This window comes from Azotobacter chroococcum (assembly GCF_004339665.1).
Taxonomy (GTDB): domain Bacteria; phylum Pseudomonadota; class Gammaproteobacteria; order Pseudomonadales; family Pseudomonadaceae; genus Azotobacter; species Azotobacter chroococcum.
Genome location: NZ_SMMU01000026.1, coordinates 24094 through 49668, shown reverse-complemented (window position 1 = coordinate 49668; position 25575 = coordinate 24094). Strand labels below are relative to the sequence as shown.

Below are 25575 nucleotides of genomic sequence, written 5' to 3'. Positions count from 1 at the left end.
GCAACCGCGCTCTTTCTTGAGGACTGAGGATGATTCTGTAATGTTCCATGCCGACATTATGCATGACGCAGATTTAGCTGTGTCATAACACTAGGGCCTCGAGGCGGGCGAGCTTGTCGTCGCTGGAGGAGGTGGCGATGACCGTCGCCCCGGCCAGCTTGGCGAACTGCAGGGCGAACACCGAAACCCCGCCGCTGCCCTGCACCAGCACGGTTTCGCCGGGCTTGAGGTTGCCGTCGGCCATCAGCGCGCGCCAGGCGGTCAGCCCGGCGGTGGTCAGGGTCGCCGCCTCGGCGTGGCTCCAGCCGCGCGGCGCATGGGTGAAGGCGCTCGCCGGCATGGTCACCTGCTCGCGGGCGAAGCCGTCGATGCCGTCGCCCGGCACCGTGGCGAAGCCCTCGACCTCGGGCTCGCCGTCCAGCCAGGTAGGGAAGAAGGTGCTGACCACCCGGTCGCCCGGCTTGAATTCGTCGACACCGCTGCCCACGGCGAGGACTTCACCGGCGCCGTCCGAGAGGGGGATGCGCGGCTCGACCGGACCCCAGGCGCCGCTGACCACCAGGTAGTCGTGATAGTTGAGCGAACTGGCGCGGACGCGCACGACGATCTCGCCGGCCTGCGGCTCGAGCGGCTCGCTGGTTTCCAGGACGACGCGCTCGAAGCCGCCGCCGGGCTGTACACGGAGGGTGCGGATGCTCATGTCTTTCCTCTCAGGCTGGGGGGGGGACGCTATAGCGCTCACGATGGGGCCGTGTTGTCGGAGAGCAGTCTAGGGCCTGTTGACGTTTTGGCGTGAGCCACGTTGCCGCGTCAAAGCCGCCAGGCAAGGCGCGGGCCTCCGTCGCGGCCTGCGCCAATAACGCCAACAAACCCTTGTGCAGGACCCATCCAGTCGGGTAGGTGGGCGCGAACCCGCGGCGCGGGTTGTTTTTGCGTGCCGACCTTGACCGTTGCGCGATGCCTCACCTTACTTGTCTGTGGGGTAGGGCAGGCCGATGGTCGTTCCTCTTTTGTCCAGTGCTTCGCAAGAAGGGCTGGAGAGGCCTTTGCAGCTCGGCAGGCCGCTGGCTGGGAAGCTGAAAGAAGAACGAGGGCCTTTTGCGCATGCAGCATGTCAACGAGGGCGATTCCTGCCTTGAGACCAGGGAAGAGAAAGAGACGGATAAACGCAGCCGTTGGGAGGCGGTTTTCACCCGCTGTCTCGAGGTGGGGATGGTTCTGGCGTACGGCGCGGCTTTTCTGGGACTGCTCTTCTGAGGTCCCGTCCCGGTCACCTGTTCGACCATGGCCGGATGGCCTGACTGCGCCGCGGGACGCTATATGAAAGCCCGGCTCCACCCGGGCTGGCCTGCAGCCTTGCGGCTGTTCGCCAGAGCTGTTCCATCACATCGCCACGGAGGGCGATCCTATGTCGATCGACAACATCTTTCTTCTCGCGCTGGCAGGTTGTGCGCTGTTCGCGGCCGGTCTCTATGTGGAGCGTCTGACGCGACCGCACACGGTCGAGGTCAAGGCAAAGCCCGAGTCGCGCCGGATGTCGGGTTGACGATACCCTGCTTCATGCCCTGTAGCGACCGACGCGCAACTTTCCGACCAGTGGTCTTTTTCATGCAGGACCAGCGGGATGCCCGTTTGCCGGACGGCTCCGCTTCAGGTGTCCATCGCCCATTCCCCTGCTGAAAAACGCTTCGATTGCGTTGCGCTGTGTAAGCCATTGCCTACAGGGCTTGTAGGTCGGGTGGTTGCCAAGCATGAAGGCAAAATGCTATCTAATTTGCAAATTATTGAAAAATAATAATTTTCAACCGTGTTCCTGGCTCGGCCTGCGATGCAGGGGCGGCACTTCGCTCTCTTGTCCAGCCCGGGCTGCGCGTTAATATCTCCCCCGTGTCGACGGACTGACGCAGGCTGCCACGGAGGACGGCTAGGGACTTCGCAGGATGGCGAACCATCAGGACGATGAGCCAGGAAAAAAGGGAAAGGGATTGGAAAGAGTAGGCGAGGTCATCCTCGCCTCTTTTTTTGCGCGCAGAAAAAGTAGACTCCCCCGTCTTCGGCCCGTGGTTGGGTAGTCAGTCGATGTCGATACGTGTATTCCTGATGGTCTGGACGCTGCTGCTGTCCTGGCCGGCCAAAGCCACGGAGCTGCGCTTCGTGACCGGTGAATTCCTGTCTTTCGACTTTTCCAGCAAGGAGGCCGACAGCGGGGCGAAGCCGCCGGTCGCCCGCGGTCCCTTCGTCGAGACGGTGCAGGCGGTCTGTGCCCGCATCCACTTCGACTGCCCGATCGGTCTGGTGCCCTGGCGCCGTTCCCTGGCGATGCTCGAGCAGGGGCAGACCGATGCCGTCTTCGCCGTCATTCCCACCCACGAGCGGGCGATCGATTTACGCTTCGGTCCGGTGCTGATCGACTCCAGCCTCAACCTCTATGCCCATCGCTCCAATTCTGCGCAGGGCTGGCGCCCGCAGCCCGGGGAACGCCGCGACCTCTACACGCTGGGGCCCTCCGGCACGGCCAATGTGGTACGCCAGCATATCCAGGGGGTTCCCTCGGCCCATGTCTACCTGGAGAGCGACAACCTGCGGCTGATGCGCAAGCTCGATGCGGGGCGTTTCGGCAATGGCATGGTGGTCATGAATCCCAGCATCGCCCGCCGCCTGATCGAGCAGCACCAGCTGCGCAACGTCCGCGAGGTCGGCCTGTTCAAGGAGGTGGGCTACGCCATCGCCTTCTCCCGGGAGCGGGTTTCGCCGGAAAAGTTCGAGGCCTTCGAGCGGGGCCTGGACGAGCTGATCGCCGACGGCACCATCGGCGCCATCTTCCAGCGCTACCAGCTGGAGCTGTCCGCCTCCGCGCGCAAGCGGGCCGTCCGCAAGGAAAGCGCCGTGCCGCACGCGGCGTGCCCGCACCATGGCCACTCAGAGGAACACGGCGGCGATGTCCACCGAGGAACGCCGTCCCACTGCTCGGTAATGGCTTTCCAGCCAGGCGATGGCCTGTAGGCGGCCCTGGTCGCGGAGCATTTCCAGAAAGGGCTGGCTGGTGGTCATCTTCGATTCCGCGGCGAGCCGGCCCATCAGCGCGTCGTCGGCGATCATGTGCAGGTGGGTCTGGTTCAGGCGCCGCTCCAGGCGGCCCAGGGGCAGCAGCGTGCGGGCGGCGTGTTCGCGGGCCTGGGCGAGGCTGTGCATCTCGCGCAGGAAGGTGGACTTGAACGCCAGCTCCTGCGCGCGGCGGCGGATCTCCTCGACGCTCTGCGGCGTCCGGCCGTGGGCCATGGGCGTGAGCAGGACGAGCAGGATGTCGCTCGCGCTGCACTCGTAGACCAGCGGAAACACCGCCGGATTCGCCGAGAAGGCGCCGTCCCAGTACGGCTCGCCGTCGATCTCCACGGTATGGTGGTAGGTCGGCAGGCAGGCCGAGGCCAGTACGCAGTCCTCGCTCAGCTCATGGCTGCGGAACAGCCGCAGGCGGCCGGTGTTGGCATTGGTCGCGGCGATGAACAGCTCGACCGGGCAGGCCGCGCGCAGGCGCTCGAAATCGACCAGCGAGACGAGGATGTCGCGCAGTGGATTGACGTTCAGCGGATTGAGCTGGCGCGGCGATAGCACCTGGGTCCAGTAAAGCATCATCTTCAGGCTGGTCGCTGGATAGCCGCTGCGGATGTTGGCGCCGGCGTTGAGCAGGGGCGCGCTGCCGGCCACCGCCTGCCAGAAGCTGGCCAGCGCCTCGCGCGCGCCGTCGCGCCCGCCCTGCAGCAGGCCGTGGGCCAGCACGGTCGCGTTCATCGCCCCGGCGCTGGTGCCGCTGACGCCCGCGAAGTCGAGTCTGCCGTCCTCCAGCAGCGCGTCCAGGACGCCCCAGGTGAAGGCGCCGTGGGCGCCGCCGCCCTGCAGGGCGAGGCCCACGGATGGGCGGTTGTTGCGCGAACGAAAGAACATGGTGCCTCCCTGCGCTTGAAAAAAGGTATCCGCTTCAGACAGGCAAAATCCGCTTCTTTCACCCGGCAGCAGACCAACAGCGTACCTTAGAGTCTGTTGACGCTTTGGCGTGAGCCGCGTTGCCGCGTCAAATGCCGCCAGGCAAGGCGCGGGGCGCCGGCAATGGTCACTCCCTTGCCAAGACCCGCAACGCCGCATGGCGGCATTTGACGCGCAACCCGAAGGGACGGGGCCCGTTTGGCGCAGCACGGCGTCACTCGTCGTTCATTTGGAATGACCAAACTTCTCTCCTCGTTCCTTGTTCTGCGCCAAACGGGCCGCCGTCGCAGCCTACGCCAAAACGCCAACAGACCCTAAGCCGGCGGGGCGTCCAGCAGGGGGGCCAGCAGCACGCGCATGCTGCGCCAGTGTGAACCCTCCCAGTAAAGACGCTGGCAGGCATCGCAGGCGAAAAAGCGCGAGTAGAGGGCGGCGATCCGCGGCGGCAAACGCGGCCTGGCCTGTTCCGCGGCGATCTCGTGCAGGAGCAGGTTGCAGTGCAGGCACAGGCTGAACGGCCGTGCGCTGCGCGCGAGGTCCAGCCGCTCGAACAGCTCGCGCAGCTGCAGGGCCGGCTTCAGGGCGTGCACGTAGCAGCCGTGGTCGACGATGCGCCGCTTGAGCAGTTCGCGGTCGCGGCTCAGCACGATGCGCCGCTGCTCGGCGGCGAGGGTGGCGATCTGGCTGTCCTCGTAATGGTTGTCGTAGAGGGTGTCGAAGCCGCACATGCGCAGCAGGTTGGCCAGCCCGCCGAGGTGGGCGTCGGCGATGAAGCGCAGCTCCCGCAGCGGATGGGGGCGCACCTTGAGCAGCGGGGTGATGTCCAGCGCCTCGAAGCGGGGGTAGACCGCCACCCGGTCGCCGTCGCGCAGCTGCCGGGTGAAGTCCACCGACTCGCCGTTGACCAGCACCAGCTCCACCTCGGTGTGTGGCACGCCGAGCGCCTCGATCATGTGCTTGACCGTCGCCGCCCGCGCACAGCCGCAGGTGAACGCCTGCCGCCGCCGCTCGGACGGCAGGAAATCGTTGAGCTCCTCGTAGAAGCGGAAAGTGGCGCTGACCATGCCGACAGTATGGCAGCCGGGGCGGCGATGGGCGCAGATCCGCTGGCAAGCAGACAGGATTGCCAAGAGTTGGCATCCTCCCCTCCCTCTCGCTAACGCTCGCCGCCCTAGGCGGAAAGGAAGGGGATTCCCACTACTGGACGGCCATGCCCGGCCGCGAGAATGTTCCTGGCCGCGTTCACATCGCGGTCGTGAGTGACACCACACTCACTGCAAGTCCACTCCCTTACTCCAAGTCCTGCGATACCTTTCGGCCTCGAATCGGGCAGACAGCCACAATTCGAACAGGCTTGGGAGGTGTAGCGCTCGTCGACCACCCTGAAGACGATGCCTGCGTGAGCGCACTTGTATTCCAGCAGCGTCTTCAACTGGCCCCAGCCGGCATCGAGCACCGACTTGGCCATTGGGGTCTTCACAAGTTTCGTGGGCGATACATCCCCCACGTGGATTTCGCCGTAGCGGTTCACCAGTTGCCGGCTGAATTGGTGCAAGGCGTCCTGGCGGCGGTTGGCGATCCTGGCGTGGATCGCTCGGGTACGGGCCTTCTTGCCGGCGCGCTGGGCAATTGCCAGCTTCGCCTCCAGATCGCGGTAGAAGCGGCCATTCTCCAGTTTCGTGCCATCGCTGCAGGTGGCCACGTCCTTGAGCCCCAGGTCGATGCCGACCGCCCCCTGCCCGAGCGACGGGCGAACATCGACCTCGACGACGACATTGCAGTACCAGCGGCCCCGCGCATCCTCGCTGAAGCTGCCCGAGCGAAAACGGTATTGGCCCAGGCCGTAGCTGTCCCAGACCTTGAAGCAGTGGCCGTTGTGACAGACCTGCCCGCTCTTCCATTGAACGGCGCCCGACTTGAAGGGAATCCAGCCCAGCGAGCAACGGACACCCCCTGACTTGCGCCAGTTGAGGCGAGCCTTCCGGAACTGCTTGCGGCGCGTGGCGTACTCCCGCGACACCTCTTGCAGCGTCTGGGAATGGAGCCCCAGCGCTTTGCCGGAGCCCTGGGTGTAGCGGTCCATGTCGTAGGCAGACAGAAACAGACCGCGCTCTCGAAGGGCTCGGCAGCTGAGTTCGTTCAGATAGTTCCAGATGAAGTTCACGCTGCGGGCCATCTGGCGCAGCAGCGGCGCGTGCTTGTCTCGAACACGAACCTTCAGGGTCTTGGTCTGCTTCATACTGTTTATATATACAAGACATGCTTGGAGGGCAAGCCACGGAGGGAGCGCTGCGCGCTCCGCGCTATTCATCCCCGCACTAGAAGTACGGGGCTTTCCGCGCATGCCCGGTAATATGACTGCGCGAGCGGCCCGCCCGGGGCCTTCCGTTACCGGCTGCGCCGGTGTTTCCCACGAGAACGAAGAGGTTCAGGAATGAGCGACATTGTCTTCATCACAGGGGCGACCTCCGGCTTCGGCCGCGCCGCCGCCCGCCGTTTCGCCCAGGCCGGCTGGTCGCTGGTGCTGGCGGGCCGGCGCCTGGAGCGTCTGCAGGCCCTGCAGGAAGAGCTGATGGATCAGGTTCCGGTGCACATCGCCGTCCTCGACGTGCGCGATGCCGAGGCCGTCCGCCAGGTGGTCGCGGCGCTGCCCGAGGGTTTCCGCCAGGTCAAGGCGCTGCTCAATAACGCCGGCCTGGCCCTGGCCCCGGAGGCGGCGCAGAAGGTGGCGCTGGAAGACTGGCACACCATGATCGACACCAACATCACCGGCCTGGTGAACGTCACCCATGCACTGCTGCCGACCCTGATCGCCACCGGCCAGGGCGCCAGCATCGTCAACATCGGCTCGGTCGCCGGCCATTGGCCCTATCCGGGGGGCCACGTCTACGGCGCGACCAAGGCCTTCGTCCAGCAGTTCTCCTACAACCTGCGCTGCGACCTGCTCGGCACCGGCGTGCGGGTCACCGACATCGCTCCGGGGCTGGCGGAAACCGAGTTCACCCTGGTGCGCACCAAGGGCGACCAGGCGGCCTCCGACCGGCTGTACCGCGGCACCACGCCGCTGGTCGCCGAGGACATCGCCGAGCAGATCTTCCACGTCGCCACCCTGCCGGCGCACATCAACATCAACCGCCTGGAAATCATGCCGGTGCGCCAGGCCTGGTCGGCCTTCGCCGTCGACCGCGACCCGCAGTGAGAGGTCGCGCCGCCATGACTCAGAAGCGCTCGCGCTCGCCCAGGTAGCGCCACTGTCCCGCCGGCAGCCTGGCCATCGCCAGGCGGCCGATGCGGATGCGCCTGAGGGCCAGCAGCTCGAGCCCGACGCTCCGGCACATGTGCGCGATCTGCCCGGCCTGCGGCGCCTTGAGGGCGAAGCGCAGGTGCCGTTCGCTCTGCCAGCTGACCTTGCACGGCGGCAGCGCCCGGCCCCGGTAGTCGAGGCCGTGGCTGAGCCGCTCCAGGCCGCCGGCGGCCAGCTCGCCGGCGACCTCGACGACGAACTCCTGCTCCAGCGTGTCGGCCTCCTCGCCCAGCTTGCGCAGCACGCCGCGCTGCTGGCTGAACACCTGCAGGCCGCTGGCGGCGGGTTCCAGCGGCAGCAGCGCGGTGATCTTGCGGAAGTGTCGGGAAAGTGGACGCTGCGCGCCGTGATCGCTTTCCGCCCAGGTCGCCGGGCCGAGGCGCTGCAGCGCCTGCTCGAGCGTCTCGCCGGCCGGCTTGTGCAGCAGCAGGGTCACCGGCTCGACCGGCGCGGCCACGGCGTCCGGATGCAGGACGATCGCCTCGTCGCCGACCTTGAACTGCGGCTCATCGACGACCCGCCCGTCGACGCTGACCCAGCCGCCCTCGATATACAGCTCGGCTTCCCGGCGCGAGCAGTGGCTCAGCTCGACCAGGCGTTTGGACAGGCGGATGGGATCGGTCATGGCGAAGGCACTCGGAATCGGGCAGGCATTGTACTCGCCTGCGTGGCCGCAGAGCCCGCCCCATAGGCGCCAGCGTGCTGGCGATTCGTCGCCGCGAAAAGGCATCGCCCGCAAGCGGGCTCCTACAGTAATAGTGGCTGCGCCCCTCTTTCACGAAAGGAACTCGACCATGCCTCGTCTTTGCCTGCTCGCCCTGCTCTGCACGCTCCTGCTGACCCCGGCCGTCCAGGCGGCCCAATATTCCAGCGAGAAGGGCCCGCTGCAGGTCGACCAGATGGCCGGCGGCCTGGAGCATCCCTGGGCCCTGGCCTTTCTGCCGGACGGGCAGGGGATGCTGATCACCGAGCGCCCCGGCCGCCTGCGGCTGCTCGCCGACGGCCAATTGTCCGGGCCGCTGGGCGGGCTGCCGAAGGTCTTTGCCCGCGGACAGGGCGGGCTGCTCGACGTGGCGCTGTCGCCGCAGTTCGCCGCGGACCGGCTGGTCTACCTCTCCTATGCCGAAGCGGGGGACGACGGCCAGGCCGGCACCGCCGTGGGCCGCGGCCGGCTGTCCGCGGACCTGCGCCGGCTGGAGGATTTCCGGGTGATCTTCCGCCAGCAGCCGAAGCTCTCCACCGGCATCCACTTCGGCTCGCGGCTGGTGTTCGACCGCGACGGCCACCTGTTCATCGCCCTCGGCGAGAACAACCAGCGGCCGACCGCCCAGGATCTCGACAAGCTGCAGGGCAAGCTGGTGCGCCTGTATCCGGACGGCCGCGTGCCCGAGGACAACCCCTTCGTCGGCCGCCAGGGCGCACGCCCGGAAATCTGGTCATACGGCCACCGCAACCAGCAGGGCGCCGCGCTCAATCCTTGGACCGGCCGGCTCTGGACCCACGAGCACGGCCCGCGCGGCGGCGACGAGATCAACATCCCCGAGCCCGGCAGGAACTACGGCTGGCCGCTGGCCACCCACGGCATCAACTATTCCTTCCTGCCGATCCCCGAGGCCCGCGGCAAGACCGTCGAGGGCACCGAGCCGCCGCACTACGTCTGGGAGAAGTCGCCGGCGATCAGCGGCATGGCCTTCTACGATGCCGGGCGCTTCCCGGCCTGGCAGCACAGCCTGTTCATCGGCGCCCTGGTCGACCGCTGCCTGATCCGCCTGGAGCTGGACGGCGACCGCATCGTCCACGAGGAACGCCTGCTCGAAGACCTCGACACCCGCATCCGCGACGTCCGCCAGGGCCCGGACGGCTACCTCTACCTGCTGACCGACGAGACCGACGGTAAATTGTTGCGCCTCGGCCTGGCGCCTCGTGAGTAGAATGCCACCCCCGGCAAGCAAGGTATTCAAGATGGCACTCATTGGGCGGTTCAATTCCCTGCAGGTGGTCAAGCACACCGACTTCGGCCTCTATCTCGACGGCGGTGCGGACGGCGAGATCCTCCTGCCCCGGCGCTACGTGCCCAAGGATTCGCCGAGCGAGGTCGGCGATTGGCTGAACGTCTTCGTCTACCTGGACAGCGACGACCGGCTCATCGCCACCACTCTGCGGCCGAAGATCCAGGTCGGCGGCTTCGCCAGCCTCAAGGTGGTGCAGATCAACCGCGTCGGCCTGTTCCTCGACTGGGGCCTGCCCAAGGACCTGCTGCTGCCCCATTCCGAAGAGAAGCGCCCGCTGCAGGTCGGCGACTACTGCGTGGTCCACGTCTACCTCGACCCGCGCACCCGGCGCATCGTCGCCACCGCGCGGCTCGACCGCTACCTGGACAAGACCCCGGCCCACTACCTGCCCGGCCAGGCGGTGGACCTGCTGGTGGTCGAGCCCACCCCGCTGGGCTTCAAGGCAATCATCGACGGCCAGCACTGGGGGCTGATCCACAAGAACGAGGTATTCAAGTTCCTGCGCGGCGGCATGCGCGAGCAGGGCTATATCAAGGAAGTGCGTGACGACGGCAAGATCAGCCTGACCTTGCAACCGGTCGGCCAGGCTGCCCGCGACGAGCTGGCCGACAGTATCCTCGCCTGCCTGGACGAGGAGGGCGGCGTGCTGCCGCTCGGCGACAAGAGCCCGCCGGAACTGATCGCCCGGCTGTTCGGCGTCAGCAAGGGCAGCTTCAAGAAGGCCATCGGCGGCCTCTACAAGCAGGGCCTGATCGCCATCCACGACGAGCGCATCGAACGGCTCTGACGCCGCCGGATGCCGCAACTGCCTGAAACGCGGAAAAAAGTTTCCGGATTCGGCGCTGCGGGGCTTGAGCTCAAGCGGCCGAATTTGAATAATGTGCGCCGTCTTACGCCGGTGTAGCTCAGTCGGTAGAGCAGCTCATTCGTAATGAGAAGGTCGAGGGTTCGATTCCTTTCACCGGCACCAATCAGATCAAGGCTCGCAGCGATGCGGGCCTTTTTCGTTTTCGGGGTGGGGTTACACCAGGGTTGCGTTTTCCAAAGAAAACGGCGCCAGATCGGCTCACCGCTTCGCCTGTCGTGTTTTTCCGCCCCAGGCTCATGTTTTGTGCCCGCCCAAGCTTGCGTATTTGATAGCGACCTGCCAGAGCAAGGCTGTTCGGGGCCCAGTCCCGGCGGGTAGGCTTGCGCCTTTGTTTTTTCCCGCCAAGGAACTGTTTCGTGAACACGGAGAACCATTCCCAGACCGCTGCCTTCCTCTGGTCGATTGCCGACCTGCTGCGCGGTGACTTCAAGCAGTCGCAGTACGGCCGCATCATCCTGCCATTCACCCTGCTGCGGCGCATGGAATGCGTGTTGGCGCCGACCAGGGAGGCGGTGATCAGTGAGTCCTGTGCCCAGGAAGGGCGGCCCGATCTGGTGCGCGAGAGGTTGTTGCTGCGCGCCGCCGGGCAGCAGTTCTTCAACGCCTCGAAGCTGTCATTGGCAACGCTGTCCGACCAGCAGACCGCCGCCGACCTGATGAGCTATGTGCAGTCGTTCAGCAGGGACGCCCGCGAGATCTTCGAGCATTTCCACTTCGAGGACTTCGTGCAGCAGCTGGCTTCCGCCGACCTGCTCTACCAGGTGGTGCAGCGCTTTGCCGCCACCGACCTGAGCCCGGAGCGGATCAGCAACTTCGGCATGGGGATCATCTTCGAGGAGCTGATCCGCAAGTTCGCGGAAAGCTCCAACGAAACCGCCGGGGAGCACTTCACCCCGCGCGACATCGTGCACCTGACCACCTCGCTGGTGATCACCGGCCAGGACGCCAAGCTCAAGCCCAACAGCATCGTCACCATCTACGACCCGACCGCCGGAACGGGCGGCTTCCTGTCCGAGGGCGACGAGTACATCCAGTCGATCAGCGAGAAGGTCACCGTCTCCCTGCACGGCCAGGAGCTCAACCCCGAGTCCTTCGCCATCTGCAAGGCCGACATGCTGATCAAGGGCCAGGAGGTCGGCAACATCAAGCTCGGCAACACCCTGTCCGACGACCAGCTGGCCGACAGCAAATTCGACTTCATGCTCAGCAATCCGCCGTTCGGCGTGGAGTGGAAGAAGGTCCAGAAGCAGATCACCGACGAGCACGCCAGGAAGGGCTTCGACGGCCGCTTCGGCCCCGGACTGCCGCGGGTGTCCGATGGTTCGCTGCTGTTCCTGCTGCACCTGGTCAGCAAGATGCGCGACCCGCGCGACGGCGGCTCGCGGATCGGCATCATCCTCAACGGCTCGCCGCTGTTCACCGGCGGCGCCGGCAGCGGCGAGTCGGAGATCCGCCGCTATCTGCTGCAGAACGATCTGGTCGAGGCCATCGTCGCGCTGCCCACCGACATGTTCTACAACACCGGCATCGCCACCTACGTCTGGCTGCTGTCCAACCACAAGCCCGCCGAGCGCAAGGGCAAGGTCCAGCTGATCGACGGCACCCGGCACTTCAGCAAGATGCGCAAGTCGCTGGGCAGCAAGCGCCAGTTCATCACCGACGAGCAGATCGAGGAGCTGGTGCGCCTGTATGGCCGCTTCGAGTCAAGCGCACAGAGCAAGATCTTCCCGGTCGAGGCCTTCGGCTACCGGCGCATCACCGTCGAGCGTCCGCTGCGCCTGGCCTTCCAGACCACCCCCGAACGCATCGAGCGGGTGCTGGAGGAAAAGGCCATCCAGAAGCTCGACAGCGCCGCCCGCCAGAACCTCGCCGCCGCGCTGCAGGCGATGGATGCCGGCACTGTCCAGCGCAATCGCGAACAATTCGCCAGGCTGCTGAAGAAATCCCTGACCGCACACGGCATCAGCCTCAGCGCGGTGGAGCAGAGGGCCGTACTCAACGCCCTCGGCGAGCGCGACCCCGAGGCCGATATCTGCATGACCAAGGGCGAGCCGGAGCCGGACAGCGGCCTGCGCGATTACGAGAACGTGCCGCTCGGCGAGTCGGTGTACGCCTACTTCGAGCGCGAGGTGAAACCCCACGTGCCGGACGCCTGGATCGACGAGAGCAAGCGCGACGAACAGGACGGCGAGGTCGGCATCGTCGGCTTCGAGATTCCCTTCAACCGCCACTTCTACGTGTTCCAGCCGCCGCGCCCGCTGGAAGAGATCGACCGCGATCTCAAGGCCTGCACCGAGCGTATCAAGCGGATGATCGAGGAGCTGTCGGCATGAGCGAGCCAAGCGCACCCCGCAGCGTCACCGACGAGCACTTCGGCGAAGTGCTCGCGCTGATCCACAGCGCCCGCCAGCAGGCCGTGCAGGCGGTGAATACCCGGCTGATCGAGCTGTACTGGCAGGTCGGCGCCTACATCAGCCGCAAGCTGGAGCAGGCCGAGTGGGGCGATGCGGTGGTCAGCCAGCTGGCCGGGTACCTGGCCCGCACCCAGCCGGGGCTGCGCGGCTTCACCCGGCCGAATCTGTTCCGCATGCGCCAGTTCTACGAGACCTACCGGCACGACGAAAAAGTCTCACCACTGGTGAGACAATTGCCCTGGACCCACAACCTGATCATCCTCAGCCAGAGCAAGAAGCGCCCGGAAGAGCGCGAGTTCTACCTGCACATGGCGATCCAGGAAAAGTGGTCGAAGCGCGAGCTGGAGCGCCAGTTCAAGGCCGCGCTGTTCGAGCGCAGCGTTACCCAGCCGGCAAAAGTCTCGGCAGTGCCGAGACAAACGCTGTCGCCGGCGCTGATCGCCGAATACCAGACCCGCCTGCCGGACAAGGCGCTGCTGCAGGCCAAGCTGCACGAGTTCTATGCCCTGAATACGGCGCAAGGAGAGGAGCCATGAGCCAGTTCAAGCCGTACCCGGCGTACAAGGATTCCGGGGTGGAGTGGTTGGGGGAGGTGCCGGAGCATTGGGTATTGGCGCCGATCAAACATCTCGCACTGCTCAACCCGAGAAAGTCGGAGTTTTATGGCGACCCTGAGCAGCTGTGCAGCTTTGTCCCCATGGAGAAACTGAAGACAGGGTGCGTGCTACTGGATGAGGAACGCCCCATCAATGTAGTTATTGGCGGGTACACCTACTTTGAGGACGGAGATGTTCTGCAAGCCAAGGTTACGCCGTGCTTTGAAAACAAGAATGTCGCCATCGCCAAAGGACTAACCAATGGCATTGGTTTCGGGTCTACTGAAATAAGTGTACTCAGGCCCTACGACAGCATTATCTCGGGATTCCTGTATTACCGCGTACAGGAAGATAGCTACATGAGCGTCTGCACTTCCAGCATGATCGGCGCTGGAGGTCTCAAGCGGGTGCCGGCCGATGTGATCAATAACTTCAAAGTGGCAGCTCCTGCGCTGCCTGAGCAAACCCAGATCGCCCGCTTCCTCGACCACGAAACCGCCCGCATCGACGCGCTGATTGAAGAGCAGCAGCGCCTGATCGAGCTGCTCAAGGAAAAGCGCCAGGCGGTGATCTCCCATGCGGTGACCAAGGGCCTCGACCCGAGCGTGCCGATGAAGGATTCCGGGGTGGAGTGGCTGGGGGAGGTGCCGGCGCATTGGGATGTTGTGCGACTCAAGAATATCTCTCGCATCGTGGACTGTAAAAACCGAACTCCAGAATATGTTGATGATGGCGATTACTTGGTGGTGAGAACCTCTAATATCAAAAAGCAGCAGTTAAGTTTAGAGAGCGCTCTTTATACGGATCGTAATAACTTCGAGATATGGACGGAGAGAGGCGTGCCTCCGCCAGGGTCAATTTTCTTTACGCGGGAGGCACCTTCTGGAGAGGTTTGCATTGTTCCTGATGATGTTCCTCTTTGTATGGGGCAGCGAATGATGAATATCATTCCGAGCGACTCGAGCATGACTCCGTTCATCTTTGATTTCCTCACTTCTGATTGCCTTACTAAATATATTGAAAGTGAGGCGTCTGGTAGTACTGTGGTTCACCTCAGAGTCGAGCAAGTCTATAACATCCCTCTTGTTGTTCCGCCAGAAAGTGAGAGGGATAGCATCGACAAGTTGGTGGGTGAGTTAAAGCGCCAATACGAGACTCTAATAAAACAGTCGGAAGTAAGTACTGCGCTACTTTATGAGCGCCGCTCCGCCCTGATCTCCGCCGCCGTCACCGGCAAGATCGACCTGCGCGGCTGGCAGCCGCCGGCCAATACACCTGCCCCCCTCCGCGAACAAGAGACCGCGTAATGGCCGACAGCAAGGAAGCCCAGTTCCAGCAGGACATCATCAAGTCCATGACCGCCCAGGGCTGGCTCACAGGCCCGGCCAGCGGCTACGACCGGCGCACGGCGCTGTATACCGAAGACCTGCTGGCGTACTTCAAGGAAGCCTGGCCGGAGCGCTGGGACAAGTTCGCCAAGGCCAATCCCAACGACCCGGAAACCGTGCTGGTGCAGAAGGTGGTGCGCGCGCTGGAGCAGGACGGCACCCTGGATGCGCTGCGCCACGGCTTCAAGCTGCCGGGGGTGAAGGTCGAGCTGTGCAGCTTCCAGCCCGACCACGGCATGAACCCGGACACCCTGCGCCGTTACCAGTGCAACCGCCTGCGGGTGGTGCCGGAGGTGTCCTATTCGGCGCATTTGCGCGAAGGCGGCAGCGCTTCGCAAAGCTATAACCCGCGCCTCGATCTGGTGCTGTTCGTCAACGGCATTCCCACCGCGACGCTGGAGCTGAAAAGCGAGTTCAAGCAGTCGGTCGAGAACGCCAAGCGCCAGTACCGCCACGACCGCCCGGTCAAGGACCCGCTGACCCGCAAGCCCGAGCCGCTGCTGACCTTCAAGCGCGGCGCGCTGGTGCATTTCGCCGTCAGCCAGCAGGAAGTGGCGATGACCACGAAGCTGGCCGGCAAGGACACCTTCTTCCTGCCGTTCAACATGGGCAGCGAGGAGGGCGGCGCCGGCAACCCGCTGCCGGAGGACGACAGCCAGTACGCCACCGGCTACCTGTGGCAGCGGCTGTTCCAGCCGGATGCCTGGCTCAGGGTGCTGGGCCGCTTCCTGCACCTGGAGAGGAAAACCTCTGAAGGTTTCGACGGCAGGCTGACCACCCGGGAAAGCATGATCTTCCCGCGCTTTCACCAGTGGGAAGTGGTCAACAAGCTGATCGAGGCCACCAGGCAGGAGGGCGCCGGCCGGCGCTACCTGATCCAGCACAGCGCCGGCTCCGGCAAGTCCAACTCGATTGCCTGGACCGCCCACCAGCTCGCCTCGCTGTACGACGGCGAGGGCCGGAAGCTGTTCAGCTCGGTGATCGTGGTCACCGACCGCACCGTGCTGGACAGCCAGTTGCAGAACACCATCTACCAGTTCGAGCACGCCCAGGGCGTGGTGCGGCCGATCACCCGCGACATCGGCAACCAGAGCAAGTCCGAGCAGCTCGCCGAGGCGCTGGCCGAGCAGACGCGGATCATCATCGTCACCATCCAGACCTTCCCGGCGCTGTTCGAGGCGCTGGACAAGTACCCCAGGCTGGCCGCCGGGCGCTATGCGGTGATCGCCGACGAGGCGCATTCCTCGCAGACCGGCTCGTCGGCCGGCAAGCTCAAGGCGATTCTCGGCAGCGACCTGCCGGAAGGAGAGGAAGTCAGCGCCGAAGAGCTGCTGGATGCCGCCGTGGCGGCGCGCCGGCCGAATGAGCGGATCAGCTACTACGCCTTCACCGCCACGCCCAAGGCCAAGACCCTGGAGCTGTTCGGCCGCCCCGCCAACCCGGCGCTGTCGCCGGGCAAGGACAACAAGCCCGAAGCCTTCCATCTGTACTCGATGCGCCAGGCCATCGAGGAGGGTTTCATCCTCGATGTGCTGCAGAACTACACCACCTATGGCGCCGCCTGGAAGATCGCCCACCCTGACGGCGGCGACGAGGAAGTCGACTCAAAGAAGGCGCGCAGCAAGCTGGCCCGCTGGGTGCGCCTGCATCCCTACAACATCGGCCAGAAGGTCGAGGTGATCGTCGAGCACTTCCGCGAGCACATCCGCCACCTGCTGGACGGCCAGGCCAAGGCCATGGTGGTGACCGGCAGCCGCCAGGAAGCGGTGCGCTACCAACTGGCGGTCAAGGCGTACGTCAGGCAGCAGGGCTATGCCGACGTGCACCCGCTGGTGGCCTTCTCCGGCAGCGTGCTACCCGATGAGGTGATCCCCGAGGAAGTGACCGAAAGCAGCAGCCTGCTGAATGCCGGCGTCAATGGCCGCGACCTGGCGGAGGCGCTGGACAGCCCGGACTTCAACGTGATGATCGCCGCCAACAAGTACCAGACCGGCTTCGATCAGCCCAAGCTGTGCGCCATGTACGTGGACAAGAAGCTGCAGGGTGTGGACTGCGTGCAGACCCTGTCGCGCCTGAACCGCACCTTCCCCGGCAAGCAGACCTTCATCCTTGATTTCTTCAACGAGCCGCAGGACATCCTCGACGCCTTCCTGCCGTACTACACCAGGGCCGAGCTGACCGACGTGACCGATCCGCAGATCATCTACGACCTGCAGAAGAGGCTGGATGCCGAGGGCATCTACCACTGGCAGGAAGTCGAGGCGTTCGCCCTGGCCTTCTTCGATCCCAAGGCCGCGGCCAGCAAGCTCAGCTACTGCTGCCAGCCGGCCAGGGAGCGCTTCGCCAGGCGCTACCAGCTCGCCGGGGAAGCTCGCCGGCAGGCCAGGGACTTCAAGCGCAGCGCCGAAGCCAATGGCGACGGCGCCGGTCTGAAAAAGGCCGAGCACGCGCTCAAGGAGGCCGGCGAGCAGGTCGACCAGCTCGACCTGTTCAGGAAGAACCTGCAGAGCTTCGTGCGTCTGTACGAGTTCCTCTCGCAGATCGTGCCCTACGAGGACCGCGAGCTGGAGCAGCTGTGCGTCTACGCCAGGCATCTGCACCCGCTGCTGCGCATCGACCGCCTGCAGGAGGACGACATCGACGTTTCCGAGCTGCAACTGACCCACTACCGCCTGACCAAGCGCGCCGAGCATCAACTGCGCCTGAGCGAGGAGGAGGGTGAGTATGGCCTGGAGCCTGCCAGCGCGGTCGGCACCGGCAAGGCCCACGATCCGCAGAAGAAGCGCCTGTCGGAAATCATCGAGGCGCTGAACGGCATCTTCGGCGCGGAAACCAGCGACGAGGACCAGTTGCACTTCCTCACCGGCATCGCCCAGCGCATCCGCCGCCAGGAGGACGTGATGGCCCAGGTCAACAGCCAGCCGGCCGATCAGGTGATGCACGGCCTGTTGCCCAGGCGGGTACTCGATACCGTGCTGGACGCCATGACCGACCACGAGAAACTGTCGCTGGAGGTGCTGGACAACGAGGCGAAGAGCCGGGCGTTTGCGATGGTGATCTACAAGATGCTGACGACCGTGGGGGAGCAGGCGGTTTGATGTCTTGACCGGCTATCGCGGCCGGGCGGAGCACCCGATCAAGCAGCGTATTTCCTCAAAACTCGCACCGGCATTCGTCGGCTCGGCCATTATGGCCGAGCCCGGATCCCCGGCCCGAGCAGCCTTGTCTATCAGTATTGCTGAATCGATTTACCAATCTCAATTCCGTTACTTGAATCTTCGGCGTAGAAGCTAATGGTGATCGCTCAGTAGCGTTGCTGGAGGTCTGCGATGGATGTAGAGCTTGAGTTTTGGGCCCTGTTGTCGGTGGTAGCCATTGCTGGTGTGTTCTGGGAGGTCAGGGCGGGGTAATGTCGGCTTTAAGGGGCAGCCCTTTCAAGGTCTTCGGCTGAAGGCCAATCGGCTGCTTGCCAGCAGGGCTGTAGGAGCAGATTTATCTGCGATCATTGGCAAAACCAGAAGCATCGCGAATAAATTCACTCCTACCGAAGCGCTATCGACCTCACTTCCCGGGCTACCCCCACTGGGAAAGTGCAAGACCCTGAAAGGCCTGCTCCTCAAAACTGCACCGACAGCCGCACCGGCTGCGGGCCGTGCTGCTGTTCGATGAAGGCCACCACGCGCTGGCCCAGCCGCTGGAAGTTCAGGTCGACGCGCTGTTTACCGACGTGCAGGTGGCGGACCTGCAGGCAGTCGATTTCGGTCGGCAGGCGCGGTTGTTCCACGAGGATGGTCAGGCGGCGGGCGTCGATGCGCAGGCCGAGGCAGGCCTGCAGCAGCATGAACACCGAGCCGGCGGCCCAGGCCTGGGGCAGGCAGGCGACCGGGTAGGCGATCGGCGCCTCGCCGGAGGCGCGCTCGAAGCCGCAGAACAGTTCCGGCAGGCGCATGCCGAACTGCGTGGCGGCCTCGAACAGGCCGCTCATCAGATGCACGATGCCCTCGCGCTCTCCGTAGCGCGCCATTCCGGCGGCGCACAGGACGACATCGTGCGGCCAGACCGAGCCGTTGTGATAGGACATGGGATTGAAGCGCACGGCCTCGGGCGGCAGGGTGCGGATACCCCAGCCGGAATTGAACGCGCTCGACAGCAGCTGGCGCACCAGCGCCTGTCCGCGCTCCGGACAGGGCAGGCCCACGTACAGCAGATGGCCGGCATTCGAGGCGCGCACGCGGCACGGCCGACCGGTCCCGTCCAGGGCGAGCGCGTAGAAGCGCAGGTCGTCCTGCCAGAAGTGCCGCTCGACCGCTGTGCGCAGTTCCTGCGCGCACTGCCGCCAGTGCGAGGCCGCGTCGGCGGCGCCGCGCCATTCGGCGAGTTTGGCCATGCTCAGGTAGGCCCGGTAGGCATAGCCCTGGACCTCGATGAGCGCGATCGGCCCTTCCGGCGTGCTGCCGTTCTGGTGGAACACCGAGTCGTGGCTGTCTTTCCAGCCTTGGTTGGCCAAGCCGCTGGCTTCGCCGCGCGCATAGCTGAGGAAGCCGGAATCGTTGGCGGAGCTGTGCTCTATCCAGCGGACGGCGGCCTCCAGGGCCGGCCAGAAGGGATCGAGCGTCTGCACGTCGCCCATTCGGTCGGCGTAGGCTCCGGCCAGCACGATGAACAGGGGCGTGGTGTCGACGCCGCCGTAGTACTGGGCGAAGGGCAGCTCGTTGACCGCGGCCATCTCGCCCTTGCGCATCTCGTGCATGATCTTGCCAGGCTCGGAGTCGCGGAAGGTCGAAGTCTGCTCGGCCTGGTGCCGGGCCAGAAAAGCCAGCACGCCGTACGCCAGGGACGGATCGAGCCACAGGGTCTGCAGGGCGGTGACGATGGCGTCGCGGCCGAAGGGGGTCGAGAACCAGGGAATGCCGGCATAGGGATAGGGGCCGGTCGGCAGGTCGGTGGTCAGCAGCGCCAGGTCGGCCCGCGACTTGTCCAGCCACGCCTGGAACAGGCGTGCCGAGGACTGCAGCCGCGCGCCCCGGCGCTGGCGGCCGCGCATGCTGCGCCGCGCCGCGGCCGCCGCCGTCCGGTAGCGGACGCTGCCGGGCTCCGCTGCCACGCCGGTGCCGATTTCCACATGCAGCGTCCACGACGAGCGCTCCCGGATGTCGACCAGGAATTCGGCATGCTTTTCGTCCAACTGCCCGGGGACTTCCGAGAACTCGATGCAGACGGTGCGCAGCAGCTGGTCCAGCCCGGTGTAGCTCAATTGCACGACCCGCTCGCTGACCTGCGACGGATGCTGCTGGCCGCGCTGCAGGCGCTTCTCGCCGCGCACCTCGAACATGTCGTGGAAATCGGCGGCGAACTGCAGCGTCAGCGGCGCCTGCAGTGGCTGATCGCCGTAGTTGAAGAGGCTGATGCGCTCGAAGATCCGGCCCGCCCAGAGAAAGCGCTTGCGCTCCAGGTGAATGACACCCTTGGGCGTGGCAGCGCTTTCCATCGGCGACAGCGGATGATTGGTCATGTGGGCGGTGAAGAACACATTGTCCTGGCTCACCATGCCCGACAGCAGCGACGGCTTCTGGCCACCGAAGCGCAAGCGGAACGTCGAGAGGATGCGGGTATCGTTGTGGAACAGTCCGTCGGCCTCGCCGGTCACGTCGCCGTAGGTGTCGGCCACCAGGAAGGTATCGCCCTCCTTGAGCACGAGCAGGCGCTGCGGGGTGCGCTCCAGTACTTCCTCGATATCGAGCTCGGCGAGTGCCGGTTCCCGGGTCATCCCCTGAGTCATGGATTCGGGCCTCCTGGCGGGAGAGCGTCGGGCGCCGGGCCGCGGCTGCCGAAGGCGGGCAACCGCTGGTAGAGCTCGAGGTAGGTGCTCGCCATGATCTTCGAAGAAAAGCGCCGTTCGAAGGCGGCGCGCACGCGTCCTCTGTCGAGCGTCAGCGCTTCGTGGATCGCCGCCACGGCCTGCTCGTCGCTGTCGACGATGAGCCCGGTCACGCCCTGTTCGACCACTTCCGGCACGGACCCGCAGCGCCAGGCGACGACCGGCGTGCCGCAGGCCATCGCCTCGATCATCACCAGCCCGAAGGGCTCCGGCCAGTCGATGGGGAACAGCAGCACGCTCGCATTGCCGAGGAATTCCGCCTTGTCGTCGTCCCCGATCTCGCCGAGGAACTCGATCAGCGGATGGTCGAGCAACGGGCGGATGCGCTGCTCGAAATACTCGCGGTCCGCCGCATCGACCTTGGCGGCGATCCTGAGCGGCATGCCGGCGCGGATCGCGATGGCGATGGCGCGGTCGGGCCGTTTTTCCGGCGAGATGCGTCCGAGAAAGGCCAGGTAGCCGTTGTCGGAGGCCTCGTGGTAGCGGAAGTGCTCGCCGTCGGTGCCGTGATGCACCGTCCCGTGCCAGTGGGCGAACGGCAGGGGGCGGCGCTGATCCTCGGAGATCGAGACGAGCGGGAAGGCGCTCCAGCGCCGGTAGGCCTCGGGCAGGTCCTTCATGTCGAGCCGTCCATGCACGGTGGTCAGCGTCCGCCCGGCCATGTCCTCGAAGAACGGGAAGTGCAGAAGGTCGGTGTGGAAGTGCAGGACATCGAACTCGTCGGCATGGCGCCGGACTTCATGCAGCAGGACGAGGTGGCTCGCCAGGTCCGACTTCAGCGATGCGGGGTCCAGCCGCAGCGCCTGCTTGCGCATCGCCACCAGCCGGGCGCTGGTGCACGAGTCGGCCGAGGCGAACAGGGTCACCTCGTGACCCTGTTCGACCAGCGCCTGGGTCAGGTGCGCGACCACCCGTTCGGTGCCGCCGTACAGCCGTGGCGGTACGGATTCGTAGAGCGGAACGACCTGGGCAATCTTCAATCGCGTCATCTCCTGGAACTCGCCTGGACCTGGCCGCTCCATGCCGAGTGAAGAGAATCGCTCTTCTGAACAGACTCCGCGTTCCGGCGGAATTTCAGGACAAGTATGGCCATTTTGTGACGCCCGTCCTGTCTCCCGACGTGTGGCGCAGCATGGCGGCCGGGTGTGCCGCTGGTCTGGCGAGAGGGCAGGGCGCGCCGGTATCCCCGTGATCGTGCCACGCTCCTGCGTGGGAGCCATCAGATAATCAGCCCGACCACCGCGCCCGTCATCAGGGTCGCCAGGGTGCCGGCGTAGAGCGCGCGCAGCCCGAGCGCCACGATTTCGCCGCGACGCTCTGGCGCCAGCGCGCCGAGGCCGCCGATCAGGATGCCCAGGCTGCCGATGTTGGCGAATCCGCACAGCGAATAGGTCATGATCAGCCGGCTGCGCTCGCTCAGCGCGCCTTCCGGCAGGCCGGCGAGCTGCAGGTAGGCGATGAACTCGTTCAGGACCGTCTTGACGCCCATCAGCGCCCCGGCGGTCATGGACTCGGCCCAGGGAATGCCGGTCAGCCAGACGATGGGGGCCATCGCCCAGCCCAGCAGGCGCTCCAGGGTCAGCGGCGCGCCATCGACCGCCGGCAGCCAGGCCAGTCCCAGATTGACCAGATGCACCAGCGCGACCAGCACCAGCAGCATGGCGATGATGTTGAGCCAGAGTTGCAGGCCATCCAGGGTGCCCCGGGTCACGGCATCCATGGCGCTGTGGTAACGGAGCTGCTCCGGCGCTGGCAGGGGGGCGGCTTGCGGTTCTGCCGGGTCCTGCCCGGGAGGAATCATCACATGGGCGATCAGCAGGGCCGCCGGCGCGCTTATCAGCGAGGCGATCAGCAGATGGCGGACCGGATCGGGAATGCTGCCTTCGAGAAAGGTGGCGTAAAGCGCCATCACGGTGCCGGCGATGGTGGCCATGCCGGTGACCATCACGGCGAACAGTTCGCTGCGCGACATGCCCGACAGGTAGGGGCGAATCAGCAGGGGCGCCTCGGTCATGCCGACGAAGACATTGGCGGCACTGGCGAATCCCACGGCTCCGCCGATGCCGAAGGTTTTCTGCAGCAGCCAGGAAAATCCCCTGACGATCAGCGGCAGGATGCGCCAGTGAAACAGCAGCGCCGACAGGGCGCTGATCACCAGCACCAGCGGCAGGGCCTGGAAGGCCAGAACGAAACCGTTGGCCGGGCTGGTGACGGCATAGGGCGCCGCACCGCCGCCGATGAAGCCGAAGACGAAGGCGCTGCCGGCCGCGCTGGCCTGTTGCAGGGCCTGCACCAGCGCGGTCAGGGGCTCGAACAGCCGGCTGGCGCCGGGAAACTTCAGGAGTACGGCCGCCAGTCCGAACTGGCACAACAGTCCGGCGACGATCACCCGGGCCCGCACCCGCGAGCGCCGTTCACTGATCATCCAGGCCAGCAGAACCATCACGGCCAGCCCCAAAAGTCCCTGAAATAGGGTGAACATGCGCTCGCACTCCCGGTGATCGATCTCCCCGTCGTCTGTGGGGGCCGCCAGTGTATCCGTGGTGCGGGCCTGGTTGCTCGCACCGCTTCGGTCGCGGAGCGATGCCGGGGCTGATCCGCTCCTTCCGAATGCGGGACAATACGGCGCAGCAGCCCCACGACAACGGAGATTTCCATGAAACAGAACGATCAGGCGGACGCGGTATGGACGCAGATGTGCCGGGCCGCCGGGCTGGACCCCGAGCGGCGGCTGGCGGCGCGGCAGGCGATCCTGCAAGGCGAGGCGGCGCAGGACTGCACGGTCTACCGGCCGGACGAGCGCGACCCGGACGCCGAGGAGGAGGATCTGGGCGATGCCAGAGTCCTCTTCACCGGGCCATTCCACGCGCCGGAGGAATGGGACGAGCAGATGCGCGCCGACTATTTCGACGAGAACGATCCGGCGCTGTTCGTCACCGCCCTCGTCGAGTGCGAGGCGGCATCGGCGTCGCGCGGCTTCTTCACGGTCGAGCCCGGCGATTACCTGGCGGCCACGCTGGAGTCGGGCGAGGTGGTGATGTTCTACGTGTACGACTGCAGCGAGGACGAGCAGGGCCGGCGCTGCGTGCTGATCCGCGACGACGAGGTGCTGCTCTGAGCGCCGTCGTGCGCTGTCGATCCTTTCGGGAGAATCCATGCACGACCACGACCATGAAAAAACCTCCCGTGCCGACTACCACCGCACCCACCGGGCGCGCGCCGTGGCCGAGGCCGAGCGGCTTCTGGCCGAGCGCGAGCGACTCGGCGGGCGCTGGTTGGGCTGGGTGGCGGGGGAGCTGTATGCGCTGAGCCCGCCGCAGTACGCCAGCATGGTGCGGCGGGAGCTGCAGCGTCTGCAGGAGGGCGGCTGATGGTGCCCACGCGGGAGCGTGGGCACCATCGAAACCGGAAGCGTCGCGAATGAATTCGCTCCTACAGCGGTATCAACCTGGCTCACTCGGCCAGTTGCACCACCTCGCCGCGGCTTTCGCCGAGGCCGAAGCGGCCCTTGGCGTCGCGGCTCAGGCGACCCATGGCGACCCTGGGATCGTGGGTGAAGACCAGGCGGCCGCCGCGGGCCAGCAGGTCTTCGAGCAGGGCGGTCTTTTCCTCGATCAGGCCTTCGGGGAAGCGGTCGTAGCCCATGGTGATCGGCAGGTGCACCCAGGGCGCGCCGGGGACCAGGTCGCCGGCGAACAGCACCGGGCCGCCAGGCATCGCCACCTCGGGCAGCAGCTGGCCGGGGGTGTGGCCGTCGCTGACGTGGAAGCGCCAGTCCGGGCCGAGCGCTTCGGAGGTCTGGCCGTCGTCGAGCAGTTCCAGGCGGCCGCTGGCTTCGAGCAGCTCCAGCAGCTCGGGAATGTAGGAGGCGCGGTCGCGGGCGTGCGGCTGGCAGGCGCGCAGCCACTGGCGGCGGCCGCTGACGAAGCGCGCGTTGGGGAACAGCAGGCGCGGCGGCTGGCCTTCCTCCCAGGCGGCGAGCAGGCCGCCGGCGTGGTCGAAGTGCAGGTGGGTGAGCACCACCACGTCGATGTCGGCGTCGGACAGGCCCTGCGCGGCGAGGTTGTCGAGCAGCACGTGGCGGCTTTCCTGCACGCCGTAGCGCTCCTTCAGCTCGGGGCTGAAGAAGGCACCGATGCCGGTTTCCACCAGGACGTTGCGGCCGTCCTCGCGTACCAGCAGGGCGCGGCAGCCGAGGTCGATGCGGTGCAGTTCGTCGGCCGGCATCCAGCGCTCCCACATGGCGCGCGGGGCGTTGCCGAACATGGCGCCGCCGTCGAGTTTCTGGCTGTTGCCGGGCAGGGTGGTCAGGGTACGCATGGGATGGATCCTTCCTTGTTGTTGTGATCGCCTGGCCAAGGCTAACCCCTGGGCCGTGTCGCTGCACAGGGGCGCCTGTTCGGAATAAAAAAGCGCGGCGCCCGAAGGCAGCCGCGCAAGAGGCATGGGGCATGGGTCGGGTCACCACACAGCCACACCTGAAGGGAACGGGACAGGCAGGCCGTCAGCGCCGGATCGGGCAGCCGGTGGCTTCCTGCAGTTGCTCGAAGCTCACGCCCTCGGCCAGCTCGACCAGCTTCAGACCCTGGTCGGTGACGTCGAGCACCGCAAGGTCGGTGATGATCCGGTCGACCACGCCGACGCCGGTCAAGGGCAGGTCGCAGCGCGCGAGGATCTTGTGCGCGCCGCCCTTGGCGCAGTGCTCCATCAGCACCACCACGCGCCTGACCCCGGCGACCAGGTCCATGGCGCCACCCATGCCCTTGACCATCTTGCCGGGGATCATCCAGTTGGCCAGGTCGCCGTGCTCGGAAACCTGCATGGCGCCGAGGATCGACAGGTTGATGTGCCCGCCGCGGATCATGGCGAAGGAGGCGGCGCTGTCGAAGAAGCTGCTGCCGGGCAGGGTGGTGACGGTCTGCTTGCCGGCGTTGATCAGGTCCGGGTCGACCTCGGCCTCGGTGGGGAAGGGGCCGATGCCGAGCAGGCCGTTCTCGCTCTGCAGCCAGACCTCCATGCCCTCGGGGATGTAGTTGGCGACCAGGGTCGGCAGGCCGATGCCGAGGTTGACATAGAAGCCGTCCTGCAGCTCCCGGGCGGCGCGCTGCGCCATCTGTTCACGAGTCCAGGCCAT

The 25575-nt window shown here is 65.8% G+C and carries 20 protein-coding genes, 1 tRNA gene and 2 pseudogenes; 13 read left to right on the top strand and 10 right to left on the bottom strand.

The features are described 5' to 3' along the window. Nucleotides 1–91: 91 nt before the first annotated feature. Nucleotides 92–700, bottom strand: a pseudogene (locus EV691_RS17565) (zinc-dependent alcohol dehydrogenase family protein); the annotation flags it as partial. Nucleotides 701–1104: 404 nt separating this feature from the next. Here EV691_RS17565 and EV691_RS23415 point away from each other — a divergent pair. The 3 genes from EV691_RS23415 to EV691_RS17560 all read left to right on the top strand — a co-directional run bounded on the left by EV691_RS23415 (nucleotide 1105) and on the right by EV691_RS17560 (nucleotide 3003). Then, the gene (locus EV691_RS23415; RefSeq protein ID WP_165494348.1) at nucleotides 1105–1257 is read left to right on the top strand and encodes a hypothetical protein; all 153 of its coding nucleotides are present in this window, start codon (nucleotides 1105–1107) and stop codon (nucleotides 1255–1257) included. Nucleotides 1258–1408: 151 nt separating this feature from the next. Further along, nucleotides 1409–1546: a hypothetical protein gene (locus EV691_RS23410; RefSeq protein WP_165496554.1), complete on the top strand. Its 138-nt coding sequence runs from the start codon at nucleotides 1409–1411 to the stop codon at nucleotides 1544–1546. 533 nt (nucleotides 1547–2079) lie between these two features. Beyond that, nucleotides 2080–3003: a substrate-binding periplasmic protein gene (locus EV691_RS17560; protein WP_131298665.1), complete on the top strand. Its 924-nt coding sequence runs from the start codon at nucleotides 2080–2082 to the stop codon at nucleotides 3001–3003. Here the strand turns inward: EV691_RS17560 and EV691_RS17555 are convergent. The 3 genes from EV691_RS17555 to EV691_RS17540 form a co-directional block, all read right to left on the bottom strand. Then, nucleotides 2920–3942, bottom strand: a complete 1023-nt coding sequence (locus EV691_RS17555) for a patatin-like phospholipase family protein (protein WP_131298694.1) — start codon at nucleotides 3940–3942, stop codon at nucleotides 2920–2922. The two genes, EV691_RS17560 and EV691_RS17555, sit on opposite strands and share 84 nt — an antisense overlap. 353 nt (nucleotides 3943–4295) lie before the next feature. Beyond that, the gene (locus EV691_RS17545) at nucleotides 4296–5045 is read right to left on the bottom strand and encodes a Mut7-C RNAse domain-containing protein (protein WP_131298695.1); all 750 of its coding nucleotides are present in this window, start codon (nucleotides 5043–5045) and stop codon (nucleotides 4296–4298) included. Between the two features lie 107 nt (nucleotides 5046–5152). After that, nucleotides 5153–6220, bottom strand: coding sequence for an RNA-guided endonuclease InsQ/TnpB family protein (locus tag EV691_RS17540; RefSeq protein ID WP_131298666.1), 1068 nt, complete (start codon nucleotides 6218–6220; stop codon nucleotides 5153–5155). Nucleotides 6221–6415: 195 nt separating this feature from the next. Between EV691_RS17540 and EV691_RS17535 the strand changes: the two genes are divergently transcribed. After that, a complete protein-coding gene (locus tag EV691_RS17535; RefSeq protein ID WP_131298667.1) occupies nucleotides 6416–7180 on the top strand; it encodes an SDR family NAD(P)-dependent oxidoreductase in 765 nt (254 codons plus the stop codon). 19 nt (nucleotides 7181–7199) lie between these two features. Here EV691_RS17535 and EV691_RS17530 read toward each other — a convergent pair whose 3' ends face one another. Next, a complete protein-coding gene (locus tag EV691_RS17530; protein WP_131298668.1) occupies nucleotides 7200–7910 on the bottom strand; it encodes an rRNA pseudouridine synthase in 711 nt (236 codons plus the stop codon). 169 nt (nucleotides 7911–8079) lie between these two features. On the opposite strand from EV691_RS17530, the gene EV691_RS17525 reads away from it, so the two are divergent. The 7 genes and pseudogenes from EV691_RS17525 (at nucleotide 8080) to EV691_RS17495 (ending at nucleotide 17661) form a co-directional block, all read left to right on the top strand. Further along, the gene (locus tag EV691_RS17525) at nucleotides 8080–9216 is read left to right on the top strand and encodes a PQQ-dependent sugar dehydrogenase (protein ID WP_131298669.1); all 1137 of its coding nucleotides are present in this window, start codon (nucleotides 8080–8082) and stop codon (nucleotides 9214–9216) included. Nucleotides 9217–9247: 31 nt separating this feature from the next. Then, the gene (locus tag EV691_RS17520) at nucleotides 9248–10084 is read left to right on the top strand and encodes a CvfB family protein (RefSeq protein WP_131298670.1); all 837 of its coding nucleotides are present in this window, start codon (nucleotides 9248–9250) and stop codon (nucleotides 10082–10084) included. Nucleotides 10085–10191: 107 nt separating this feature from the next. Beyond that, nucleotides 10192–10267: transfer RNA gene (locus EV691_RS17515), tRNA-Thr, on the top strand. A gap of 254 nt (nucleotides 10268–10521) precedes the next feature. Next, on the top strand, nucleotides 10522–12498 hold the full coding sequence (locus EV691_RS17510) for a type I restriction-modification system subunit M (RefSeq protein WP_131298671.1): 1977 nt from the start codon (nucleotides 10522–10524) through the stop codon (nucleotides 12496–12498). Then, a pseudogene (locus tag EV691_RS17505) lies at nucleotides 12495–13016 on the top strand (DUF1016 N-terminal domain-containing protein); the annotation flags it as partial. The gene EV691_RS17510 and the pseudogene EV691_RS17505, both read left to right, overlap by 4 nt. A gap of 95 nt (nucleotides 13017–13111) precedes the next feature. After that, on the top strand, nucleotides 13112–14482 hold the full coding sequence (locus tag EV691_RS17500; protein ID WP_131298673.1) for a restriction endonuclease subunit S: 1371 nt from the start codon (nucleotides 13112–13114) through the stop codon (nucleotides 14480–14482). Then, nucleotides 14482–17661 (top strand): type I restriction endonuclease subunit R, encoded by a 3180-nt coding sequence (locus EV691_RS17495; RefSeq protein ID WP_131298674.1) that lies wholly within the window; start codon nucleotides 14482–14484, stop codon nucleotides 17659–17661. Before EV691_RS17500 ends, EV691_RS17495 begins: the two co-directional genes overlap by 1 nt. Before the next feature lie 518 nt (nucleotides 17662–18179). Here EV691_RS17495 and EV691_RS17490 read toward each other — a convergent pair. From EV691_RS17490 to EV691_RS17480, 3 genes are all read right to left on the bottom strand, one after another. After that, complete coding sequence (locus EV691_RS17490) at nucleotides 18180–20342, bottom strand: amylo-alpha-1,6-glucosidase (protein WP_242672545.1); 2163 nt, start codon at nucleotides 20340–20342, stop codon at nucleotides 18180–18182. Then, nucleotides 20339–21421 carry a glycosyltransferase family 4 protein gene (locus EV691_RS17485; RefSeq protein ID WP_131298697.1) on the bottom strand — a complete coding sequence of 361 codons (1083 nt, stop codon included), beginning with the start codon at nucleotides 21419–21421 and terminating at the stop codon, nucleotides 20339–20341. The genes EV691_RS17490 and EV691_RS17485 overlap by 4 nt, the downstream gene beginning before the upstream one ends. Nucleotides 21422–21660: 239 nt before the next feature. After that, nucleotides 21661–22923 carry a NupC/NupG family nucleoside CNT transporter gene (locus EV691_RS17480; protein ID WP_131298675.1) on the bottom strand — a complete coding sequence of 421 codons (1263 nt, stop codon included), beginning with the start codon at nucleotides 22921–22923 and terminating at the stop codon, nucleotides 21661–21663. A 213-nt stretch (nucleotides 22924–23136) separates the two neighbouring features. Between EV691_RS17480 and EV691_RS17475 the strand changes: the two genes are divergently transcribed. Then, nucleotides 23137–23559, top strand: coding sequence for a hypothetical protein (locus EV691_RS17475; protein WP_131298698.1), 423 nt, complete (start codon nucleotides 23137–23139; stop codon nucleotides 23557–23559). Between the two features lie 37 nt (nucleotides 23560–23596). Then, complete coding sequence (locus EV691_RS17470; protein ID WP_131298676.1) at nucleotides 23597–23812, top strand: hypothetical protein; 216 nt, start codon at nucleotides 23597–23599, stop codon at nucleotides 23810–23812. Nucleotides 23813–23894: 82 nt separating this feature from the next. On the opposite strand, the gene EV691_RS17465 is transcribed toward EV691_RS17470, so the two are convergent. Together EV691_RS17465 and EV691_RS17460 are read right to left on the bottom strand one after the other, a co-directional pair. Then, nucleotides 23895–24761, bottom strand: coding sequence for an MBL fold metallo-hydrolase (locus EV691_RS17465; RefSeq protein WP_131298677.1), 867 nt, complete (start codon nucleotides 24759–24761; stop codon nucleotides 23895–23897). Nucleotides 24762–24945: 184 nt separating this feature from the next. Beyond that, on the bottom strand, nucleotides 24946–25575 hold the full coding sequence (locus tag EV691_RS17460; protein WP_131298678.1) for a CoA transferase subunit B: 630 nt from the start codon (nucleotides 25573–25575) through the stop codon (nucleotides 24946–24948).

Bases quoted from the DNA above. Each gene is read 5' to 3' on its own strand.
- EV691_RS17465 (WP_131298677.1), bottom strand. From the start codon at position 24,761: ATGCGTACCCTGACCACCCTGCCCGGCAACAGCCAGAAACTCGACGGC.
- EV691_RS17530 (WP_131298668.1), bottom strand. From the start codon at position 7,910: ATGACCGATCCCATCCGCCTGTCCAAACGCCTGGTCGAGCTGAGCCAC.
- EV691_RS17500 (WP_131298673.1), top strand. From the start codon at position 13,112: ATGAGCCAGTTCAAGCCGTACCCGGCGTACAAGGATTCCGGGGTGGAG.
- EV691_RS17525 (WP_131298669.1), top strand. From the start codon at position 8,080: ATGCCTCGTCTTTGCCTGCTCGCCCTGCTCTGCACGCTCCTGCTGACC.
- EV691_RS17540 (WP_131298666.1), bottom strand. From the start codon at position 6,220: ATGAAGCAGACCAAGACCCTGAAGGTTCGTGTTCGAGACAAGCACGCG.
- EV691_RS17470 (WP_131298676.1), top strand. From the start codon at position 23,597: ATGCACGACCACGACCATGAAAAAACCTCCCGTGCCGACTACCACCGC.
- EV691_RS17520 (WP_131298670.1), top strand. From the start codon at position 9,248: ATGGCACTCATTGGGCGGTTCAATTCCCTGCAGGTGGTCAAGCACACC.
- EV691_RS17475 (WP_131298698.1), top strand. From the start codon at position 23,137: ATGTGCCGGGCCGCCGGGCTGGACCCCGAGCGGCGGCTGGCGGCGCGG.
- EV691_RS17555 (WP_131298694.1), bottom strand. From the start codon at position 3,942: ATGTTCTTTCGTTCGCGCAACAACCGCCCATCCGTGGGCCTCGCCCTG.
- EV691_RS17535 (WP_131298667.1), top strand. From the start codon at position 6,416: ATGAGCGACATTGTCTTCATCACAGGGGCGACCTCCGGCTTCGGCCGC.
- EV691_RS17490 (WP_242672545.1), bottom strand. From the start codon at position 20,342: ATGACTCAGGGGATGACCCGGGAACCGGCACTCGCCGAGCTCGATATC.
- EV691_RS23415 (WP_165494348.1), top strand. From the start codon at position 1,105: ATGCAGCATGTCAACGAGGGCGATTCCTGCCTTGAGACCAGGGAAGAG.
- EV691_RS17545 (WP_131298695.1), bottom strand. From the start codon at position 5,045: ATGGTCAGCGCCACTTTCCGCTTCTACGAGGAGCTCAACGATTTCCTG.
- EV691_RS23410 (WP_165496554.1), top strand. From the start codon at position 1,409: ATGTCGATCGACAACATCTTTCTTCTCGCGCTGGCAGGTTGTGCGCTG.
- EV691_RS17480 (WP_131298675.1), bottom strand. From the start codon at position 22,923: ATGTTCACCCTATTTCAGGGACTTTTGGGGCTGGCCGTGATGGTTCTG.
- EV691_RS17495 (WP_131298674.1), top strand. From the start codon at position 14,482: ATGGCCGACAGCAAGGAAGCCCAGTTCCAGCAGGACATCATCAAGTCC.
- EV691_RS17460 (WP_131298678.1), bottom strand. From the start codon at position 25,575: ATGGCCTGGACTCGTGAACAGATGGCGCAGCGCGCCGCCCGGGAGCTG.
- EV691_RS17560 (WP_131298665.1), top strand. From the start codon at position 2,080: ATGTCGATACGTGTATTCCTGATGGTCTGGACGCTGCTGCTGTCCTGG.